17 protein-coding genes are annotated in these 21,455 nt (G+C 29.2%); 13 read left to right on the top strand and 4 right to left on the bottom strand.

Translation table 11 applies throughout. The annotated features are described in order from the left end of the window. Positions 1-99: 99 nt before the first annotated feature. The 5 genes from SY27_RS14170 to SY27_RS14150 all read left to right on the top strand — a co-directional run bounded on the left by SY27_RS14170 (position 100) and on the right by SY27_RS14150 (position 5,414). On the top strand, positions 100-810 hold the full coding sequence (locus tag SY27_RS14170; protein WP_045971470.1) for a hypothetical protein: 711 nt from the start codon (positions 100-102) through the stop codon (positions 808-810). Between the two features lie 110 nt (positions 811-920). Beyond that, positions 921-1,757 (top strand): SDR family NAD(P)-dependent oxidoreductase, encoded by an 837-nt coding sequence (locus SY27_RS14165; RefSeq protein ID WP_052705357.1) that lies wholly within the window; start codon positions 921-923, stop codon positions 1,755-1,757. Then, positions 1,754-3,202, top strand: coding sequence for a class I adenylate-forming enzyme family protein (locus SY27_RS14160; protein WP_045971466.1), 1,449 nt, complete (start codon positions 1,754-1,756; stop codon positions 3,200-3,202). The genes SY27_RS14165 and SY27_RS14160 overlap by 4 nt, the downstream gene beginning before the upstream one ends. A 190-nt stretch (positions 3,203-3,392) precedes the next feature. Beyond that, positions 3,393-4,325 (top strand): hypothetical protein, encoded by a 933-nt coding sequence (locus tag SY27_RS14155; protein WP_045971464.1) that lies wholly within the window; start codon positions 3,393-3,395, stop codon positions 4,323-4,325. 144 nt (positions 4,326-4,469) lie between these two features. After that, positions 4,470-5,414, top strand: a complete 945-nt coding sequence (locus SY27_RS14150; RefSeq protein WP_045971462.1) for a peptidase — start codon at positions 4,470-4,472, stop codon at positions 5,412-5,414. 49 nt (positions 5,415-5,463) lie between these two features. Here SY27_RS14150 and SY27_RS14145 read toward each other — a convergent pair whose 3' ends face one another. Together SY27_RS14145 and SY27_RS14140 are read right to left on the bottom strand one after the other, a co-directional pair. After that, complete coding sequence (locus SY27_RS14145) at positions 5,464-6,318, bottom strand: T9SS type A sorting domain-containing protein (protein ID WP_045971460.1); 855 nt, start codon at positions 6,316-6,318, stop codon at positions 5,464-5,466. 124 nt (positions 6,319-6,442) lie between these two features. Beyond that, positions 6,443-6,973 (bottom strand): hypothetical protein, encoded by a 531-nt coding sequence (locus SY27_RS14140; RefSeq protein ID WP_045971458.1) that lies wholly within the window; start codon positions 6,971-6,973, stop codon positions 6,443-6,445. A 253-nt stretch (positions 6,974-7,226) separates the two neighbouring features. Between SY27_RS14140 and SY27_RS14135 the strand changes: the two genes are divergently transcribed. After that, positions 7,227-8,291, top strand: a complete 1,065-nt coding sequence (locus tag SY27_RS14135; protein ID WP_045971456.1) for a DNA polymerase beta superfamily protein — start codon at positions 7,227-7,229, stop codon at positions 8,289-8,291. Positions 8,292-8,503: 212 nt separating this feature from the next. Then, positions 8,504-8,701, top strand: coding sequence for a hypothetical protein (locus tag SY27_RS14130; RefSeq protein ID WP_045971454.1), 198 nt, complete (start codon positions 8,504-8,506; stop codon positions 8,699-8,701). A gap of 63 nt (positions 8,702-8,764) precedes the next feature. Here SY27_RS14130 and SY27_RS19015 read toward each other — a convergent pair whose 3' ends face one another. Further along, complete coding sequence (locus SY27_RS19015) at positions 8,765-8,929, bottom strand: hypothetical protein (RefSeq protein ID WP_200894155.1); 165 nt, start codon at positions 8,927-8,929, stop codon at positions 8,765-8,767. 373 nt (positions 8,930-9,302) lie between these two features. Here SY27_RS19015 and SY27_RS14125 point away from each other — a divergent pair, with 373 nt between their 5' ends. Then, a complete protein-coding gene (locus tag SY27_RS14125; RefSeq protein ID WP_045971451.1) occupies positions 9,303-9,737 on the top strand; it encodes a hypothetical protein in 435 nt (144 codons plus the stop codon). A gap of 46 nt (positions 9,738-9,783) precedes the next feature. Then, positions 9,784-14,856, top strand: coding sequence for a DUF4132 domain-containing protein (locus tag SY27_RS14120; protein WP_045971449.1), 5,073 nt, complete (start codon positions 9,784-9,786; stop codon positions 14,854-14,856). Positions 14,857-14,932: 76 nt separating this feature from the next. Here SY27_RS14120 and SY27_RS19010 read toward each other — a convergent pair whose 3' ends face one another. After that, the gene (locus tag SY27_RS19010; protein WP_200894154.1) at positions 14,933-15,097 is read right to left on the bottom strand and encodes a hypothetical protein; all 165 of its coding nucleotides are present in this window, start codon (positions 15,095-15,097) and stop codon (positions 14,933-14,935) included. A gap of 552 nt (positions 15,098-15,649) precedes the next feature. Here SY27_RS19010 and cas12a point away from each other — a divergent pair. The 4 genes from cas12a to cas2 are packed head-to-tail and all read left to right on the top strand — an operon-like array spanning position 15,650 to position 21,302. Further along, on the top strand, positions 15,650-19,471 hold the full coding sequence (gene cas12a, locus SY27_RS14115) for a type V CRISPR-associated protein Cas12a/Cpf1 (protein WP_045971446.1): 3,822 nt from the start codon (positions 15,650-15,652) through the stop codon (positions 19,469-19,471). 25 nt (positions 19,472-19,496) lie between these two features. Then, positions 19,497-20,057, top strand: coding sequence for a type V CRISPR-associated protein Cas4 (cas4, locus tag SY27_RS14110; RefSeq protein ID WP_082084366.1), 561 nt, complete (start codon positions 19,497-19,499; stop codon positions 20,055-20,057). Then, on the top strand, positions 20,051-21,025 hold the full coding sequence (gene cas1 / locus SY27_RS14105) for a type V CRISPR-associated endonuclease Cas1 (protein WP_045971443.1): 975 nt from the start codon (positions 20,051-20,053) through the stop codon (positions 21,023-21,025). Before cas4 ends, cas1 begins: the two co-directional genes overlap by 7 nt. 4 nt (positions 21,026-21,029) lie before the next feature. Continuing rightward, positions 21,030-21,302, top strand: coding sequence for a CRISPR-associated endonuclease Cas2 (cas2, locus tag SY27_RS14100; RefSeq protein ID WP_045971441.1), 273 nt, complete (start codon positions 21,030-21,032; stop codon positions 21,300-21,302). The last annotated feature ends 153 nt before the right edge of the window (positions 21,303-21,455 follow it).

The raw sequence follows: 21,455 nt of genomic DNA, 5'->3' as shown, positions 1-21,455 counted from the left end.
ATTTTATTAAAAAAATAAGACTTTTTAAAACTAAAGGGAATCAAATAAAGCAAAAATACTCTAAAAATTAATAAAAAGTTATCTTAGCGAAAAAAGTACATGAACTACAAAATAATCATAAACGAAGAAAAGCTAAAACAATTTGTTAATTGGTTACCTGATTTGTTGCCCAACGAACAATATTATATTACACTTTTAGCGCGTAAGAAATACTATCCAGAATCGGGTTTAAAAGCAGATAAAGGTCAATTAAAACGTGTTACGAGTACAAAAGAAAGGATTATTGATAAAATAAGACAACTACAAATAGAAGAAGGAGCCTATTTCTCTGATGGAGTAGCAGTTTGTCAAGAAAATTTAGCGGTTTACATTACTCCAAATCCAAGAGATTTATATCTAGCAGGTTTAAAAACCATCAAAGACATTACCGATAAAGTAATGAAAAGTGATTTGCAATACAATCCGCAAAGTGTTGCGTTAAATGCTATTCAAACTACAACCTCTAGAAAATTGTTTTTCGATTTGGATATCGATTTTAATACCAATGACTTTGAAACCAATATAGCAAAATTTAAAACAGATATATGTAATGTTTTAAACCGTGATTGTTTAACTTTTGTTAGAACAAATGGAGGTTTGCATTGTTTAATCAATTTACAAGACATTCATTCGGATTACATCAAGAATTGGTATCAAAACGTTGTGAAATTAGCTTGTGATGAATATGAAGTAACGATGAATGGTGATAATGTTTTGCCAGTTGTAGGTTGTGTGCAAGGAAAAGATTTCTCACCTTATTTTATAGAGTAATTAAGAATGAAAGAACAAAACCTAAAACAATCAACCGTTTATGAAGTACTATTAGCGTTGCAACAAGATAAATTACCATTAGCTACGTCATTAAAATAAGAAAACATACATTGAAAAAAATATTAGAATACTTACTTTTTCCTACTGTTACAATTAATTCAAAAACATTGTCTAAAGAAGTAAGTACTAAAACCATTGTAATAACAGGAGCAAGTTATGGCATAGGAGAAGCGTTGAGTTTGCTTTTTTCTAACTACAAGGTACACCTAGTACTGATAGCCAGAACAAAAGAAAAACTAGAGGAAGTCGCAAAAAAAGTAATACAAAACGGATCGAAATGCACTATAATTACAGCCGATTTGTACCAAGAAACTGAAGTCGAAAAAACCATTCAATCTTTAAAGGAATTACCCAACGGAATAGATATCTTTATCTCTAATGCAGGGAAATCAATAACACGTTCTTTAGAAAAATCACTAGATCGTTATCATGATTTTACAAGAACGAATGCATTAAATTATCTTGCTCCAGTACAATTATTATTGGCAATAACACCAGTATTAAAAAAGAACAAAGGAAAGATTATCAATGTGTCAGCTATTAATGTGTTGCTTTTACCAGCTCCAAAATGGGCAGCATATCAAGCGTCAAAAACAGCATTTGACCAATGGTTTCGAACCAATCTTTTAGAATGGAAACACATGGGAATTAAAGGGAAAACAATATATTTACCATTGGTAAGAACAAAAATGATTCTTCCAAATGAAAACTATACAAATTATCCAGCCATGCTACCGCAACAAGCAGCAATACGAATAGCAAACCTTATTTGTTCAACAAAAAATCATACATCAAGTTGGTGGAGTATTTTCCCAAGAACGGGTAGTTTTTTCGGGAGATACTTTTGGGAAAACGTAGATTTTATACATCCTAAAAATAACTCATGAAGTTTCGTTTATTCATGAAAATCGTAGGAGTTAAAAACGTGTTTAGATTAGTGGTATCCATCAACAAACACGGTTTTAATTTACTGTCTTTGTTAGACTTTGTAAAGAATTCATCCTTTTTAGAAGCTTATCTTGAAGACGATTATGTTAAAATATCGTATCAAAAATTATATCAAGAATCCATTGCTTTAGCCTATCATTTAGAAGTAAAACATAGTATAAAGACTAAAAGTAAAGTGGTTATCATTAGTAATAATTCAGTGGCAATGATTAAAACATTGTTTGCTGTTTCTAGTTTAGGAGCCGATATTATTTTACTAAACCCAAATCAGAAAAAAGACTATTATAAATCTATTTTTGAAAATAACACAATCCATTTACTTGTAGGGAAAAATAGGAAAGAGTTTTTAGATTTTAATATTCCTTTTTTTGAAGAAAATGAAACTATAACTTCTTCGCCTTTAAAAAGAAATGCTAAAAGAAAGAATGGTAATATTATTATTCTTTCAAGTGGAACAAAAGGAAAGCCGAAAAATGAAAAAAGAAGATTATCAGCCATAAAATATATAAATCCGGTAATCGACATTATTCAAAAGTTGAACTTAATAGAAAACAAGTCGGTATTTATTTCTGTACCTGTTTTCCATGGGTATGGTTTGGCAGCTCTATTTTTATCTATTTTTTTAAAGAAAAAAATCCGCTTGACTAGAAAATTCGATGCAAAAGAAACGCTTCAAATTTTAGAGCAAGAAAATATTAACTGTTGGATAGTAGTTCCGTTAATGATTCAGAAAGTATATGCTATTCGAGATCTTCAAACAAGTGCTTTGAAAAGCATTATTTCTGGTGGCGACATTTTGCCTGCTAAGGTTATTGAAAACATTCATAAAACATCAAATGTAGCAATGTATAATATGTATGGAACATCGGAAACAGGAGTATGTATCATTGCAACGAATGATGATTTAAAGAAATACCCTAACACAATAGGAAAAAGTATTTTAGGTGTAAAAATGAAAGTGAAGAATACTAAAGGAAAATCAATACATAATGAAGATATTGGACAATTAGTTGTAAAATGCGAATGGGCATCAGACGATAAAAAGGATGATTTTTACACTACAGGAGATTTGGTGTCTAAAAATGAAGAAGGCTATTACTTTTACAAAGGTAGAATGGATGATTTAATAGTACTTGGCGGAGAAAATATTTATCCTAACGAAATAGAATCGATGATTTACAGGAATTCAAAAGTGAAATGGGTAAAAGCAAGGGGTAGCAAAGAAAATGGAGTGGTTGGTATTCATTTGGATTTATTAGTGGAAGATAGGATTAGCTTTAATGAAATGGAGTTTCAAAACTGGATGACACAAGAAATGCCAAAATATATGCTTCCAAAATCGATAAAGGTTTTAGATTATGAACCTGTTTTGAAATTAATGTAATTGAGATAATAAATTAATAAAATCGTTTTATAGTTTAATTCTAATTTGTGTTAAAACTAGGTATAGTAAAAATGTATAAAATCATAAAATATGAACTAAAACTAATATTTTGGTGATGGAGTGTTTTTTGTTAATGAAATTTATTGTTAAATTTAAGTGCTGATATACAGTGTTTTAAAACAAACAAATTATGAAAAAACTAAATTTAAACTTGCTATTAGTAGCAGGTATTTTGTCAATGACTCTATGGTCGTGTCAAAAATCAGAAGAAGTGAATGATTCCAACATGAACATGTTAAACGAAGAACAAGATGCAGCATTATCAAAAGCGCCAGCAGCACCATGTCCAAGTATTTATGCATTAGTATTAACTAGTGGTACAGGAACTCCAGTCCCAGGAGGATTTAACTCTTATATATATAGCGTAGATCTATGTGCAGCACCAGTAGGTTATACTTATACATCGGCTATACAAATAGGAGGAACACCAGTAACAAGTGTTACAGGTTTATGTGATATGCCAGGCGTTCCAGATTTTGCATGGGCAGTTACAGGAAGAAATTCTAATTTTCCACAATCGTTACTTAAAGTACAAATTTCAACAGGGCTTGCAACAGTTGCAACAAGAACACGTTTTCCGTTGCAAGATATAGAGAATTATGGAACAGCAAACTTCTTTTGTGCAATACAAGAGGGTACTTCTCAAATTATGAGAGTAGATGTAAGTACAGGAGTTTGTACTCCTTTTGCACCAGTTGGTCCAGTACAACAATATAATGGACTAACATTTGTAGGGAACAGACTTCAGGTAATATCTGGCTTAACAAATTTGGTATGCCCTCCTAATAGTGGTGATATTTTTGAATATAATTTATCAGGAGGACCATATATTGCGAAATACTCCTATAAAAACTTACCTTCAAACTCAAATTATACAATGAAAGAATTAGGATTCTATTTCGATAATTGTTGTGGAAAAAGATGGGTAGTGGGAAGCTCGTCAGGTATTATTTCTCATAATTTGAATATTAATACTTGTGTGCCACCAAATCCAAATTTTTTACTTAATACAACTACTGTAGGAAATCTATATGCTATTTATGATTTCATGTATAAATTATAGAAATTTATATATAAAACCATAGAAAAGACTGTCAATAAAAGGCAGTCTTTTTTCTTTTGTAAGAGGTTTATAGTTTTGTATGATTTTTTTTATAAAATAATAATATTATTTTTACTCCCAATAAAAATATCACATAGTATTGTAATGATATTACCAGAAGTTAAAAGTAAAATAGGAGAAGATATTTCTATTGTAATATACTTAGATAATTGTAAGTGGAATTACATAGTTGATTGTGGAGAAGCAAGTATGCTATCTGTAAAAGATTGCATGAATACACGTGCTATATTTATTTCTCATACACATATAGATCATTTTATTAATTTTGATCAGATTATGCGTCATCAAGTAGGTTGTAAAGAGAGAGTTATAATTTGTGGTCCTAAAAATATAGCCTTACAAGTTCAGGCAAAATTAAGATCATTCACATGGAATCTTGTAGAAGAAGACGCTATACTGTATGAAATTAGAGAAATTATTTCCGAAAACAAGATAAAAGTATATGAAATGAAACCTGCTCAGTGGGAATTGACTCCATTAGAAGATAGGGATTCTCTTTATCAAGATGAACGGTTACTTGTAAATTACACCATTTTAGACCATAAAACAGACGTAATTGCATATCATTTTAAAGACAATGATAAAATAAATATAGCAATTTCAGAGACTTCATATAAACCAGGAAAATGGATAAATGAATTAAAAAATGCTTATATAAATAAGGATAGAAATTGTGAAATAGAGATTGATCAAGTAAAATATTCAGCTCAAAGTCTTTTTTATTTGTTGCAAGTAGAAAAAGGAAATACTTTAGGAGTTATTTTAGATCATGCAGCACACGAAGAGAATCATAATAAAATTAGAAATTTATTTAATGATTGTGATACCGTTTTAATAGAAACATTTTATAAGGATGAAGATAAAGAAAAAGCAATACTTAATTTTCATAGTTATGCATCACAATCAGGAGAAGTAATGCGTAAATCAAATGTAAAAAAAGCCATTCCTATACATTTTTCAAGAAAATATATTGAAGAAGAAATAGCACAAATTGAAATAGAATTTTATAAGGCTTTTGAAAGAAAATAAAAACAAGCTATCAAGAATTAAGATAGCTTGTTTTCATTAAAGAATAGTTTTATCTTTTTATTATTTTTTTAGTAGCAATACCTTCTTGACTATCAATTCTTAAAATATAAATACCAGAATTTAAATTACTAGTATTAATTTCAAAATTTGCTAAGTCCATATTATTATATTTGATATTTTCTATAGTTCGTCCATTTAAATCAGATATAGTGATTGAGTTTATAACATTATTATTTAAATTGTTTATAGACAAATTTGAACTTACAGGATTTGGATAAGATATGAAATTTGAAGTAAAAAAAGTATTACTAGATAAATTACCATCTACAACTATATCATCAATAGATACAGCATCAGCATCATTACCCGTATATTGGAATTTAACTTTAAGATTTGATTGACCAAGATATGATGTCATATCAATGGTTACAGCAACAGTATTATAAAGGTCAGAATCCGGATTATTATCATTATCATCTGTAAAACCTGTTTCAGTATCTTCACTCCACACTTGCGTCCAAGTTGTTCCTCCGTCGTTAGAAACCTTAGCGACTAAGTCTCCTAAATCCTGATTAATCATATATGACCAACCAACTATCACGTTAAAGTTAAAATTAGCACTTGAGTATCCTACTAAACTAAAGGTTGGAGAAATTAAATTAGCATCATTATTAGCAGCAATCCAATCAATTGCGGCTGATGTTCCATTAATATTATAGGTGTTTTGTAAGTTTGCATCACCATCAAATATTGTGGTTGTTAAACCCCAAGGACGAGATGGATTAGTATTGTCAGTTGTCCAACCAGTTGGAGGGAAAACACCCCCTTCAAAGTCTTCATTTAAGACTTGAGCATTAGAAATTGATAAATAATTGATCATTAATAAAAGTAATAGTTTTCTCATAATTTTTTAAATGTTTAATTTTTGTAAAATTAGCTTTTTATTTTATTTATTTTCTATTTTTTAGTTAAAAAATATAATTATAATTTATTATTGTATGTTTGTGTAGGTGTAGACTACCACTTTTTTAATAAAATTTATCAAAAAATAATTTTCCATATTCAATAGCCTTTTCAGGTTCATTAACATCATAAGAAAAATAGATAATTAACTCGTGTATAGAATTTAAAATATAAAAACCTACTTCTTCATTTTGTGCAATAGTAATACTCTTTAAAAGAATATTTTTAATCTTATCGGTTTCTTTATTAACCCTATAGATAGAAACTAAATCCTTTATAGTATTAATATATAATCCCCAATTCTTAATTTCATAAAATTCATCTAGTGCTTTTATATAATATTCTTCCGAATTTTTATAATCAAAAATAGAATAATAATAATGAGCAATATAAAAGTTAGAAAGTGCAAGTTTATTAATATCTCCAATTTCAGGTTGCCTTTTTATTAATTCGAAAATGATAGAAGGATCAATATCATTATCAAATTCTCTATAAACAAATTCTTCGGATGCTATCAATAGACTATCAATGTTCTTGTTTTGTGAAAAAGAACTTAATGTAATTAATGAAGCAAAAAAGAAAAATATTTTTTTCATTCGTAATTATCTTAAAATCAAATATAAATAAACCACATGCGACAGAGGTACCTTTTTCAAAATAAAGGCGAAAATAAAACGCTATTTACTATGACTCGGAGTAAAAAAACAGTTACAGCTTTATAACGGTTATAGTAAAACTGAAAATGTAATTTACTAAAGAATTTTGAGTTTTTAGCAAAAAACAAATAATAATTGAAACTAAAAAGAAGTAAAAAACTTAATTTCGAAGCATTAAATAATTAAAGCCTTTATGACGATTCAAGAATTAAAAACAAAAAACCTCATTCTCTTTGAAGTTATTTCAGGAAGCAAATCGTTTGGATTAAATACATCTACATCAGATACAGATATAAAAGGAGTGTATTATTTACCTAAAGAAGCATTTTTCGGATTAGAATATATTCCACAAATTAGTAATGAAACAAACGATGAGGTTTACTATGAAATAGGACGTTTTATAGAATTATTATTAAAAAATAATCCTAACATATTAGAAATATTAGCCACACCCGAAGATTGTATTTTATACAAACATCCAATTATGAATCTTTTACAAATAGAAGATTTTTTATCTAAGCTTAGCAAAGACAGTTTTGCAGGGTATGCCATCACTCAAATTAAAAAAGCAAGAGGATTAAAAAAGAAAATAGTTAACCCTATTCCAAAAGAGCGAAAAAGTCTATTAGATTTCTGCTATGTATTTGGTGTGAATAATGAAGAATCAATCTCATTAGAAAAATGGTTAAATAAGCAAGATTGCAAACAGGAAAATTGCGGATTAATGAAAGTATCAAATGCGAAAGGAATCTTTGCATTATTTTATGATAAAAATAAAAATTTAGGATATAAAGGCATCATTAAAAATAAAGCATCTAACGAAGTTTCATTGTCCTCTGTACCAAAAGAAGAAAAACAAATAGCTTATTTGTCATGTAATTTAGAAGGATATTCAATGTATTGTAAAGAATATGCAGAATATTGGGATTGGATAGCAAAAAGAAATGAAGATCGTTACAATACAAACCAAAAACACGGAAAACAGTATGATTCAAAAAACATGATGCATACAATACGATTACTACAATCTGCAAAGCAAATAATAACAACAGGTAAACTAAATATTAGAGTAACAAATAGAGAAGAATTATTAACAATAAAAGCAGGAGCAATGGATTATGATGATTTGCTTGAAATAGCAGATCATTTAATCGAAACTATTGAAATGGAATATGAAAAATGCAACCTTCCAGAAATGCCTATAAAAGAAAAAGCGATAACTAATCTAATTAAAATTAGAGAAGAAATGTATCAATAGGATCAAATGTTTTAAAATAAAAACATACTCATGGTTAATTTGTTCAAATTAGAAATAAAAAATGTCATAAAATTCTGTTAATTTATTTTTAATTAGATAGAAACATAGTATTTTCATCTTCTATTAAACAAAAAATAGAATAGTATTGCAATAATGGTCAAAAACTTCAATTGACCTAAAAAAAGTTGAAGAAATAAACAAAATTATTAATTATGAAGAAATCAATTTTAAGTTTAAAAGGAACACAAACGTTATCAAGAAACGAACAAAAAGTAGTTAATGGAGGAAGAGGTGGCTGTAATTGTAGTACTTATGGAGGACCAGTAGTAGCTCCATCATGTCAGTTTTATTATGATCTTCCAGAAGAACATAAATGTTGTGTGTTTTTAGATTTTAGCTGGAATTGCTAGATTTTAAAAACAAAATATTAAAAACCTAGACTTTTGGTCTAGGTTTTTTTATAAAAAAGCTTTTTAATCAAGTGGTCCCCAAACGCATTCTAATTCCGCGCAAAATCGACCATATTTGATACAGTTTCCATAATCATCAGTGCATTTTGCTCTTCCTCCTTGGATTCCTCTTTGCTCTTTTCTTTCCAATTTTTTAATCCCATCTAACGTTAAAATGTTGTCTAACATATGCTATATAATTTATTTGATTTGTAATAGAATAAAATTAATAAAAAAATAACTGGATATCTTAAAAACTATCATTTATATTGATTAATAGCATTAAATTTAACTGTAATTATATTAAATATATATTTTTTTAACTATATGTGTGTTGAAATTTTTGTAGTTCCTTTTTTTAGGAATCTGTTTTATTCTGCATTATAATAAAAATATATGTAATAAATATCTTATAAAAATACAAGAATGAATACTTTTTATATTGTAAAAATTATTAAATTAGAGCCTTGTAAAACATAATATATTATATGCTATAAAACAGTTAGGCACTATAGAATGAAAGTGAATAATAATAGTATAATATAATGGTAAAATAACATTTATGGAATTAACTATTTCAGTAAAACAATTAGGAAAAAAACATCCTATATTACAAAATAATACAATTAGTTTAGCACTTTCTAGCTCAATAGTAACTTTAAAAGACCTACTTGAAGCTGTTGTAGAAAGTCAGGTTGAAAAATTTAAAACTTCCTCTTTTGAATGGGACGATCAAGATACCATTCATTTACCCAAAGAAAACTATTTACCTATTTTAACAGACACAGGAAAAGTAGGCTTTGGAGCACTTTATAACCATAATACAATCGATTTACAAAAAGCAAAAGAAACAGCTCTTTTAGCTTATGAAGACGGATTGTTTGCTGTCTTTTATGGCGATGATGAGCTTCAAACACTTTCTGATACTATAGAGCTATCTGAAAACAAAGCGCTTACCTTTATAAGACTTACCTTCTTATCAGGAAGTTATTGGTAACAAACAACAAGAAAAAAATCAATACTATATAAAAAACAATAATACTATGTCAATTGAACTTGCATTAGCGAAAAATGTAATAGAGAATCCTCTTGCTCGCTATAAAAGAGAGTTAGAAGAATGTATAAATAATGATTTTATACTAAAACAAATACAAAATAATAAACTAGAAAAAGTAGTTGCAGAATTTGGATGTCAATTAGTAACCATAAAAAACAACTATAGTTATTACATTTCTCTAGGATCAGAAGAATCAACTCTTTTTGAGAAATGGGTTACTAATGATATGTGGGACAATCCAAAATATTATGATTTATTACTTTACTTCTTTGGAGAAACCAATGCCAAATATGTAAAAGAGGCTTGGAATAAGCTCCCTTATAAAGCCTATCAAACAGGATATGCAAGACGTTCATTTAGAGCTCCAAATCACAATAAAATTTTATTAGTAAACCAAGTCAACTTTCTAAGAACATTACTTTTAGGATCTTATTTGTATCAATATAGAAATAATATCTATTACAATTTAACCATAGAAGAACAAATAAAATATGATACAGAAATAACCAATCCTCAAAACCAGTTTATGATTTGGTCAGCAGCAATAGACGCTGGAGATCAAAAAGTATATCAATTAATTGAAGATATTATTTTTAATAAAGAAACAGTAGGAAAAGTATCAAAAAACATAATTAAGGCCTTACTAAATAGTGAAAAGAAAAGCTCTTGGGAACTAGTAGAAAAACTATTACTTGCTGCACAACGACAAGAAGGATTGCGTCAAACAGTTCTAGAATCGTTAGACGAAACAAGTATAGAAGCCTTAGAATACATGATAAACGTTATTATTGAAAATAAATTAACTCGTTTTTCATCAGTAGTAAGAGCAATAGATACCTGGACAGGACTAGGTTGGGAAGCAGAAAAAGAAACCACAGTGCGTAACATTCTTCAATTTGCATCGCACTATTTTGCAAATCAAGATAGTATACCAGCAGGCATTCAAAGCAAAAACAATAACGAAGTTTACATGGCATTATGGGTACAAGGCGTTTTAGATATTCAAAAAACAGTACCTTATTTGCATGATTTATTAGAAAATGGATCCATAGAAAAAAAATGTTTAGCCATACGATTTACAGGTGAAACAAACGATCCTTACATAGAAATGCCTATTTATTACAAAGCATTAGAAACAGACAACCTTCAAATACTAGCTTTTGTATCGTATAGATTAAAAGCCTTGTTAGAAGCAAACACAAAAGGAAAATACTATATAAATAACCCAGATTATCCCAACTTTTTTCAAAAAGTATACGATTTAACACAATCTATAACTGTAAAAGAAAAAACATTTGAAGGAAAAGTATTCTCTTGGTCTACTGTTAAATTTGAACGCGATACGCTATATGCTTCAGCAATGGCACTAGTAGGAGAAAATCAAGAATATTTACAACTTATATTAGACGATTTTGACAACCTATCAATTCATTTAAGAGAAAAAATAACCCGAGAAATATTAGGAAAATACTACTGTTATTCTTTTTATGCTTTAAAAAATAATACGACTGCTTTAAAAGAAAAACCAACAGAATTTCAAAGAGAGTTTGCCTCAAAAGTAATAAAAGATAGAGGAGAAGCTATAATGGCTTCCGCTATTTGTACATTGAGTGCTGTAGAATTAAATAAAACAGAATTAGACCTTTTTGAAGACTTACTAAAACGTAAAAATTCTACTCTGAAGAAAAATATAATTGAAATGCTAATAAAACAAGACGATAGCATTTTAATCTCTTTTGTAGAAGGAATTATAGAAAAAGGAAATGTTGAACAACGAATGAGTGCTTTAGACCTTATTTTACAACTTCAAAAAGCAGAAAAATTACCTGAAAAAATAAAAGAATGGATAAAAGCATTTTCAGAAAAAAGCAACCTTTCCGAAAGAGAATCTAAGTTTTTAGAACAAATAAATCCATCTAATGATATAGAAGTATTATCACAAGAAAATGGCTATGGTTTTTATGATCCAAATGCAATTTCTACTTATGCTTTACCCGAAATAGCAAAAGACTCCTTCTACACACAAGTAACCCAAAAAAACAAATATGGTTTTTCAAAACCATATGAAACAATCAAAGAAGCATTAGATAGATTATACAATCTTTTTGAAGCTAATAAAGATTACGAATATGAAATAGAATATTATGATAATACTAGAGAAAAAGTACTATTAGGAAACAACTTTAGTGAACAAAAAAGATTAACAGACAAAGTAACACCAGAAGAGCGTTTTGTGAATTACCCATTACATACAGTTTGGGAAAATTGGTATCTTACTGAAGAATTACAGCCTATAGATTTATTCTTATTGAGTTTTGCAACCGCTTGCGATAGAAAAGTATGGAGAGATATATTAGAAGAATATGTATTCTACTATCATAATGAAATCCCAAATCCTAAGAAAGATAAATACTATTGGTCAAACCCTTTGTTTAAAATTATAAATGCATTAAAACTAAAATTCCCTTTCAAAGAAAAACAAGAGTACCTTATAGATGCCTGTTCAAAACTCTTTAGTAATTTACCTCAATCAGTTTTAGAATATGAATATAAGCCCGAAAAAAACAATTATTATAGAAGTTCAGACAGAGGTAATGGTTTTCAAAGCGAATCTTATTTTGGCGTATTCTTAGAAGCAATTTCACTAAATAAATTAACAACAGAACAGCAACATAAAGTTTGGAATCTATATAGATGGTATCAATTATCTGGCCTAAAAGAAAATTATTCCTTTATCAAACCACCTTTGTACATGTATTGTGTGGCTTACGAAAACAAATATATAACCGAAGGAGAACTATATGAAGGCATTTTAGATGGTAACAGATTATCTTTATTAACAGGAGATAAAAACAACCGTAGAGAACATGATAGCGCTAACCTAAAGAAAAACTTTCCTTTCTTATTGCCAATGATAGATAAAATAAGAAAAGCATTCTTAGATATTGAAGTCAAACGAGGAGATGCCAATACATCCGTAACCCATTTAGTACAACGTTTAGAAAAAATATACGGAGCCAATCGCTTTGTAGAACTTCTAGAAAACGTAGGAAAAGCCAATATATACAAAGGCTATATCTATTCATGGGGTTATAACGAAATGAGTAAGCAAAAACTATTTAGCTTCTTATTAAAAAGATGTTTCCCATTACAAACAGATACCCAAGAAACATTTAACACATTAATACAAAAAAGTAAACTCACAGAAGAACGTCTGGTTCAGGCAGCTATCTACGCACCACAATGGCAAAAACTAATTAGCAATTACCTAGACTGGAAAGGACTAGATGAAGGTATTTGGTGGTTACATGCCCACACTAAAACATCAAGTTATAGCGATGTTAATTCCGAATTAGAAAGCGAAGTAGCCAAATATTCTGCAATAGACCTACAAGACTTTAAAAACGGAGCTGTTGATAAAGACTGGTTTATATCATCATACAAACAATTAGGAAAAGCCAAATGGGAAATATTATATGATGCAGCCAAATTCATAACCGATGGAAACGGACATCGTAGAGCACGCTTATATTCTGATACCCTAACCGGAAGTTTAAAAATTAGAGAAGTAACCGCAAAAGTAAAAGACAAACGCGATCAAGATTATTTGCGTGTTTATGGATTAGTACCACTTAGTAAAACCAATCCAGAAAAAGACGTTTTACAGCGCTATGAATACTTACAACAATTTAAAAAAGAAAGCAAAGAGTTTGGCTCCATGAAACAAACCAGTGAAGCTTTGGCTCTTAGTGTTGCTATGGAAAACTTAGCCCGAAATGCAGGCTATGTAGACCCAATGCGATTAACATGGGCAATGGAAACCAAACAAGTACAGCAAATATTATCAAAAGATACTGCCATTACTTTCGATGATGTAACCATTAGCTTAGTTATAAACCAAGAAGGTAAAGCCGATTTAGAAGTAACCAAAGGCGATAAAAAATTAAAAGCCATACCTGCCAAACTAAAAAAAGAAAAGGAACTAATAGAACTAACCAGTTATAGAAAAACCATGCGAGAGCAATGGTCACGTTCAAGAAAAGGACTCGAAGAAGCTATGGTAAGAGGAGATGCTTTCACATTAGACGAAATGACAAACCTATTTGAACATCCAGTAATTTCAAAACATTTAGAAAAATTAGTATTTGTAGCCAATGATACACAAGTAGGTTTCTTTTCTTCCGGTAATTTAGTAGCAGCTACAGGAGAAATTATTCCATTAGATCAAAACCCAACATTTAGAATAGCACATTGTTATGATTTGCATGCCAATGCTGTTTGGACAGATTTCCAATCGTATTGTTTTGATAACAAGTTAGTACAGCCATTCAAACAAGTGTTTAGAGAGTTATATGTACCTACACCAGACGAGTTAGTCGAAAGAGCAATTTCTCGTAGATATGCAGGACATCAAGTACATCCAAAACAAACCTTAGCACTTTTAAAAAACAAAGGTTGGAAAGTAGATTATGAAGAAGGCTTACAAAAAGTATTCCATGCAGCAGGTTTCCAAGTAAAACTATATGCCATGGCCGATTGGTTTTCACCAGCAGATGTAGAAAGCCCAACACTAGAAACCATAGAGTTCCATTCATTAAAAGACTATAAAAACATTCCTTTTGAAGACATTAACCCAAGAATATTTTCAGAAGTAATGCGCGACATAGACCTCGTAGTAAGCGTAGCCCACGTTGGAGGAGTAGATCCAGAAGCCAGTCATTCTTCTATTGAAATGAGAGCCGTATTACTAAGAGAGACACTGCGATTATTCAAAATTAATAATGTTGAGGTAAAAGAATCACATGCCTTAATTACAGGAACTATGGCAAACTATAGCGTTCATTTAGGGAGTGCAGTTGTACATCAAACACCAGGAAAATACTTATCAATCCTACCTATTCATTCACAACACAGAGGAAGACTATTCATCCCTTTTGCCGATGATGATCCAAAATCAGCAGAAGTAATGTCGAAAGTACTCCTGTTTGCCAAAGACAATGAAATACAAGACCCAACTATCCTTACACAAATAGATAAAAAGATAGCGGTAACAGAATAACAAACAAAACCAATTAGCAAAACAAAAAACCTAGACTATTTAGCCTAGGTTTTTTGCTTTAAAAAGAAAAAAATTCTTAAAGAGGAGGTAATTGGCATACACGTTCAGCACATATAAGACCATATTGTGTGCATAATCCTGTAGCTGGGTCAATACACATTTTTTTTCCACCTTGAACTGTTCTCAATTCTTTTCTTTCTAGTTTTTTAACCTCTGTAAGTTCTAAAATGCTTTTTAACATGATGTTTCTTTTTTAGTTGATCATAAAAATACCTATTTTTTACACCTTAACCTTTATAAATGAGAACTTTAACTTTGGTTATAGAAAAAATGTAATAGTAGTAAAAATAGATAAACCTTACATAATCACTAACCATAATCTTGTCATGCTGTAAGCATCCCATAAGAGATTCCGTAAACAAAACCATCAACTATCACTAATCACAATCTTGTCATGCTGTAAGCATCCTATTAGAGATTCCGTAAACTAAAACCATCAATAATTAATTATTAACCATTAAAAAACAACGGATTAAAATCGCATTGCTAGAAAATACATTGTTCTTCTGGAGCTTACATGTTTTTGTGTTATTTTAAATCTTAGGTCTAAAAACTAAGAATAACCTCAATGCGAAAAACCGTAAGTTATTATAAAAGGAAAATTTTAGTTTAGCAAACTGGTGGTGAAATGCTTTCTATGTATTATTTTTAGTAATTAATAGAAACATTGAGATTATCTAATTTAGAAAGACAATTAAAAAAACAAATAGTATAGCAAACGAATTAAATAATTATGAAAAACTTTAGCAACCTTTACCAAGTAAGTAAAACAGTTCGTTTTGAGTTAAAACCAATTGGTAATACCTTAGAAAATATTAAAAACAAAAGTTTATTAAAAAATGATAGCATTAGAGCCGAAAGTTATCAGAAAATGAAAAAGACCATCGATGAGTTTCATAAATATTTTATCGATTTAGCTTTAAACAACAAAAAATTAAGTTATTTAAATGAATATATAGCATTATATACCCAAAGTGCAGAAGCAAAAAAGGAGGATAAATTTAAAGCAGATTTTAAGAAAGTTCAAGATAATTTGCGAAAAGAAATTGTTTCTTCTTTTACAGAAGGAGAAGCTAAAGCTATTTTTTCAGTTTTAGATAAAAAAGAACTTATTACTATTGAATTAGAAAAATGGAAAAACGAAAATAACTTAGCAGTTTATTTAGATGAAAGTTTCAAATCTTTTACTACCTATTTTACTGGTTTTCATCAAAACAGAAAAAATATGTATTCGGCAGAGGCTAATTCTACCGCTATTGCCTATCGTTTAATACATGAAAATTTACCAAAATTTATAGAAAACAGTAAAGCATTTGAAAAGAGTAGTCAAATAGCAGAATTGCAACCAAAAATTGAAAAGCTATATAAAGAATTTGAAGCCTATTTGAATGTGAACAGTATAAGTGAACTGTTTGAAATAGATTATTTTAATGAAGTGCTTACTCAAAAAGGAATTACTGTATATAACAACATTATAGGTGGTAGAACAGCAACAGAAGGCAAACAGAAAATTCAAGGGTTAAATGAAATTATTAATTTGTATAACCAAACCAAACCTAAAAATGAACGATTACCAAAACTAAAACAACTATACAAACAAATTTTGAGTGATCGCATTTCATTATCTTTTTTACCAGATGCTTTTACCGAAGGGAAACAAGTTTTAAAAGCCGTTTTCGAGTTTTATAAAATTAATCTGTTGAGCTATAAACAAGATGGAGTAGAAGAGAGTCAAAACCTTTTAGAATTGATACAGCAAGTTGTAAAAAATTTGGGTAATCAGGATGTAAACAAAATTTATCTTAAAAACGATACCAGTTTAACCACGATTGCACAACAATTATTTGGTGATTTTTCGGTTTTTTCTGCTGCTTTGCAATACCGTTATGAAACGGTTGTAAACCCAAAATATACAGCAGAATATCAAAAAGCAAACGAAGCTAAACAAGAAAAATTAGACAAAGAGAAAATCAAGTTTGTAAAACAAGACTATTTTTCTATTGCTTTTTTACAAGAAGTTGTTGCCGATTATGTTAAAACCTTAGATGAAAATTTAGATTGGAAACAAAAATATACACCTTCTTGTATTGCCGACTATTTTACTACCCATTTTATAGCAAAGAAAGAAAATGAAGCAGACAAAACTTTTAATTTTATTGCTAATATAAAAGCAAAATACCAGTGCATTCAAGGAATATTAGAACAAGCAGACGATTATGAAGACGAATTGAAACAAGACCAAAAACTTATTGATAATATAAAATTTTTTCTAGATGCTATTTTGGAAGTAGTACACTTCATCAAACCGTTGCACTTAAAATCGGAAAGTATTACCGAAAAAGACAATGCTTTCTATGATGTTTTTGAAAACTATTATGAGGCTTTAAATGTAGTGACTCCGCTTTATAATATGGTTCGTAATTATGTGACTCAAAAACCGTATAGTACAGAAAAAATTAAATTGAATTTTGAAAATGCACAATTGCTAAATGGTTGGGATGCGAACAAAGAAAAAGATTATTTAACAACTATTCTTAAGAGAGATGGGAACTATTTTTTAGCTATTATGGATAAAAAACATAATAAAACATTTCAGCAATTTACAGAAGATGATGAAAACTATGAAAAAATAGTTTACAAACTATTACCAGGCGTAAACAAAATGTTACCAAAAGTTTTCTTTTCTAATAAGAATATAGCTTTCTTTAATCCTTCAAAAGAAATTTTAGACAATTATAAAAACAATACACATAAAAAAGGAGCAACATTTAATCTTAAAGATTGTCATGCATTAATAGATTTTTTTAAAGATTCGTTAAATAAACATGAAGATTGGAAATATTTCGATTTTCAATTTTCGGAAACCAAAACCTATCAAGATTTAAGTGGATTTTATAAAGAAGTAGAACATCAAGGCTATAAAATAAATTTTAAAAAGGTGAGTGTTTCACAAATAGATACGCTAATAGAGGAGGGGAAAATGTATCTATTTCAAATTTATAATAAAGATTTTTCTCCCTATGCTAAAGGAAAACCGAATATGCACACGCTGTATTGGAAAGCTCTTTTTGAAACACAAAATTTAGAAAATGTGATTTACAAATTGAACGGTCAGGCTGAAATATTTTTTAGAAAAGCCTCTATTAAAAAGAAAAATATTATTACTCATAAAGCCCATCAACCCATTGCTGCAAAGAACCCTTTAACTCCAACGGCAAAAAATACTTTTGCTTATGATTTAATAAAAGACAAACGTTACACAGTAGATAAGTTTCAGTTTCATGTGCCTATAACCATGAATTTTAAAGCCACAGGAAACAGTTATATTAACCAAGATGTTTTAGCTTATTTAAAAGACAATCCAGAGGTTAACATTATTGGTCTGGATCGTGGAGAACGTCATTTGGTCTATTTAACGTTAATCGATCAAAAAGGAACTATTCTTTTGCAAGAAAGTTTAAATGTAATACAAGACGAAAAAACACACACACCCTATCATACTTTGCTCGATAATAAAGAAATAGCGAGAGACAAGGCTCGAAAAAATTGGGGCAGTATAGAAAGCATTAAGGAACTAAAAGAAGGCTATATTAGTCAAGTAGTGCACAAGATTACAAAAATGATGATCGAGCATAATGCTATAGTAGTAATGGAAGATTTAAATTTCGGTTTTAAAAGAGGGCGTTTTAAAGTGGAAAAACAAATCTATCAAAAACTAGAAAAAATGTTGATTGATAAACTGAATTATTTAGTATTAAAAGACAAACAACCGCATGAACTAGGCGGACTATACAACGCTTTGCAATTGACCAATAAGTTTGAAAGTTTTCAGAAAATGGGTAAACAATCGGGATTTTTATTCTATGTTCCTGCTTGGAACACCAGTAAAATAGATCCTACTACAGGGTTTGTGAATTACTTTTATACCAAATATGAAAATGTAGAAAAAGCAAAGACTTTCTTTAGTAAGTTTGATAGTATTCTATATAATAAGACCAAAGGGTATTTTGAATTTGTGGTTAAAAACTATAGTGATTTTAACCCAAAAGCAGCCGATACAAGACAAGAATGGACAATTTGTACGCATGGAGAAAGAATTGAAACCAAACGACAAAAAGAGCAAAACAATAACTTTGTAAGCACAACAATACAACTAACAGAGCAGTTTGTAAACTTTTTTGAAAAAGTAGGTTTAGACCTTTCAAAAGAATTGAAAACCCAGCTAATAGCGCAAAATGAAAAGTCCTTTTTTGAAGAATTATTCCATTTGTTAAAATTAACCTTGCAAATGCGAAATAGCGAAAGCCACACCGAAATAGATTATCTCATTTCTCCAGTAGCCAATGAAAAAGGAATCTTCTATGATAGTAGAAAAGCAACAGCAAGCTTACCAATAGATGCCGATGCAAACGGAGCCTATCATATTGCCAAAAAAGGATTGTGGATTATGGAGCAAATTAACAAAACCAATTCGGAAGACGATTTAAAGAAAGTGAAATTGGCTATTTCTAATAGAGAATGGTTGCAATATGTGCAACAAGTACAAAAAAAATAGCGAACAAATAAACAGTCATTGAATTATGGAAAATTATTTGCCGATCTCCTATATCAACGATTTTATTTTTTGTCCTCGTTCTATATACAATCATCAAATGTATCAGAACCGAGATGAAATTATATATCAGGGTGAAAAACAAACAGAAGGTAAAGCTGCACATGATAAGATAGATAATAAAGAATATTCAACAAAGAAGAATATACTTCAAAGTTTTGAAGTGTATTCTTCTAAATATCAATTGTTTGGAAAACTAGATCTTTTTGATGTAGATAAAGGACTGTTAACGGAACGTAAAAATAATATTAAAACCATCTATGATGGATATGTTTTTCAGTTGTATGCACAATATTTTGGTTTAAAAGAAATGGGATACATTGTTACAAAAATGGCTTTGTATGATTTTTCAAAAAATAAAATGTACCCAATTGCTTTGCCCGAAGAAAACAAAATGATGCAACAAAAGTTTGAAATTACTTTGAATAAAATTAGAACTTTTTCACTACTAAGCAAAAATTTTGTCGCTAATAAATTTAAATGTGAAAAATGTATTTATAACCTTTTATGTGATGCTTCCTTATGTTAAGTTTTCCCGATTTTGAAAAGAAAAGAATAGTAGTTGTTTTTACCACCGAAAAACAAAAGTTTGCCATTAAAAATGATAATTTGGTGGTGAAAGATGAAAACGAAAAAATAATTTTGCAAGATACCTGTTATCGTATATTATCACTTTGGGTAATAGGTAATTGTTCCATTACAAGTGTTTTACTCAAAAAAAGCAAACGACACGGCTTTCCTATTTTTCATTTAGGGGCAAATTTTAGATTAATTGGTACTTGGCATTCTGCAACAGAGGGCAATTTTTTATTACGATATAAGCAATACCATTTTAGTAGTAAAGATATTGCAAAAAGAGTTGTTGTAAATAAAATAACCAATCAGTTGGAGCTAGTAAAAGATATTAGAAAAAAAGGAGCTTTAGAAAAAAATGCGATAGCACAATTGACAAACCATCTTCAAAAAATTGATGGTTTGCAAGAGTGGAAAGAAATTCTAGGAGTTGAAGGAATTGCTAGTAAAGTATTTTTTTCAATCTATTTTAAAGATATGGATTGGAAAGGGCGGCAACCTAGAGCAAAGATTAATCCAATTAATGTTTTAATGGATATAGGCTATACTTTTTTGTTCTATTGGGTAGAAAGTATGCTTAGTTTGTATGGTTTTGATTTATATAAAGGAGTGTATCACCAAAATTTCTACCAGCGAAAAAGTTTGGTTTGCGATATAATAGAACCTTTTCGATGTATTATAGACAGGCAAATAAGAAAAGCTTATAATTTAGGTCAAGTAAAAGAAGAAGATTTTACACTACTTCGCAATCAGTACCAATTGAAGTATGAAAAAACAAAAGAGTATACTCGGTGGTTATTGTTGGCTATAATTAGCCATAAAGAAGCTATTTATTATTATTGTAGAGATTATTATCGTGCATTTATAAGTGAAAAACCAATAGAGCAATATCCTTTTTTTCAAATACCAATTTCAAATAAATAAAGTTATGTTACTAGTATCCTATGACATAAGTAATAATAAAACAAGAACCTTATTTTCAAAATTTCTAAGCAAATTTGGGCATCGATTACAATATTCCTTGTTTGAAATTAATAATAGTAAACGTATCTTAAACTTAATACAAATTGAAATTAAAACTAAATATGTAAAACGTTTTGAAGAGACCGATAGCATTATGATTTTTCAAATGAGTGCCAGTTGTGTTATAACAAAATATGGTTATGCAAAACATCAAGATGAAGATTTGGTATTGTTTTAAAAAACACTATCTTTGGTAAGCATTATATATTACAATTGTAAGAAATGCAAACCTTAGTCTTATTTTTTTTTTATACTAAAAGTAGCATTAAATGTCAGTAAATTTTTCTTTTAAAGAAACATTATACTCAAAAAACAAAGTGATTTTTGATTT

The organism is Flavobacterium sp. 316, from assembly GCF_000967805.1.
Classification (GTDB): domain Bacteria; phylum Bacteroidota; class Bacteroidia; order Flavobacteriales; family Flavobacteriaceae; genus Flavobacterium; species Flavobacterium sediminilitoris.
This window is presented reverse-complemented; position numbering and strand designations above follow the sequence as displayed.

What these genes read in the sequence shown, in the direction of transcription:
- SY27_RS14170 (WP_045971470.1), top strand. Translation starts at nt 100, where the DNA reads ATGAACTACAAAATAATCATAAACGAAGAAAAGCTAAAACAATTTGTT.
- SY27_RS14160 (WP_045971466.1), top strand. Translation starts at nt 1,754, where the DNA reads ATGAAGTTTCGTTTATTCATGAAAATCGTAGGAGTTAAAAACGTGTTT.
- SY27_RS14155 (WP_045971464.1), top strand. Translation starts at nt 3,393, where the DNA reads ATGAAAAAACTAAATTTAAACTTGCTATTAGTAGCAGGTATTTTGTCA.
- SY27_RS14150 (WP_045971462.1), top strand. Translation starts at nt 4,470, where the DNA reads ATGATATTACCAGAAGTTAAAAGTAAAATAGGAGAAGATATTTCTATT.
- SY27_RS14145 (WP_045971460.1), bottom strand. Translation starts at nt 6,318, where the DNA reads ATGAGAAAACTATTACTTTTATTAATGATCAATTATTTATCAATTTCT.
- SY27_RS14140 (WP_045971458.1), bottom strand. Translation starts at nt 6,973, where the DNA reads ATGAAAAAAATATTTTTCTTTTTTGCTTCATTAATTACATTAAGTTCT.
- SY27_RS14135 (WP_045971456.1), top strand. Translation starts at nt 7,227, where the DNA reads ATGACGATTCAAGAATTAAAAACAAAAAACCTCATTCTCTTTGAAGTT.
- SY27_RS14130 (WP_045971454.1), top strand. Translation starts at nt 8,504, where the DNA reads ATGAAGAAATCAATTTTAAGTTTAAAAGGAACACAAACGTTATCAAGA.
- SY27_RS19015 (WP_200894155.1), bottom strand. Translation starts at nt 8,929, where the DNA reads ATGTTAGACAACATTTTAACGTTAGATGGGATTAAAAAATTGGAAAGA.
- SY27_RS14125 (WP_045971451.1), top strand. Translation starts at nt 9,303, where the DNA reads ATGGAATTAACTATTTCAGTAAAACAATTAGGAAAAAAACATCCTATA.
- SY27_RS14120 (WP_045971449.1), top strand. Translation starts at nt 9,784, where the DNA reads ATGTCAATTGAACTTGCATTAGCGAAAAATGTAATAGAGAATCCTCTT.
- SY27_RS19010 (WP_200894154.1), bottom strand. Translation starts at nt 15,097, where the DNA reads ATGTTAAAAAGCATTTTAGAACTTACAGAGGTTAAAAAACTAGAAAGA.
- cas12a (WP_045971446.1), top strand. Translation starts at nt 15,650, where the DNA reads ATGAAAAACTTTAGCAACCTTTACCAAGTAAGTAAAACAGTTCGTTTT.
- cas4 (WP_082084366.1), top strand. Translation starts at nt 19,497, where the DNA reads ATGGAAAATTATTTGCCGATCTCCTATATCAACGATTTTATTTTTTGT.
- cas1 (WP_045971443.1), top strand. Translation starts at nt 20,051, where the DNA reads ATGTTAAGTTTTCCCGATTTTGAAAAGAAAAGAATAGTAGTTGTTTTT.
- cas2 (WP_045971441.1), top strand. Translation starts at nt 21,030, where the DNA reads ATGTTACTAGTATCCTATGACATAAGTAATAATAAAACAAGAACCTTA.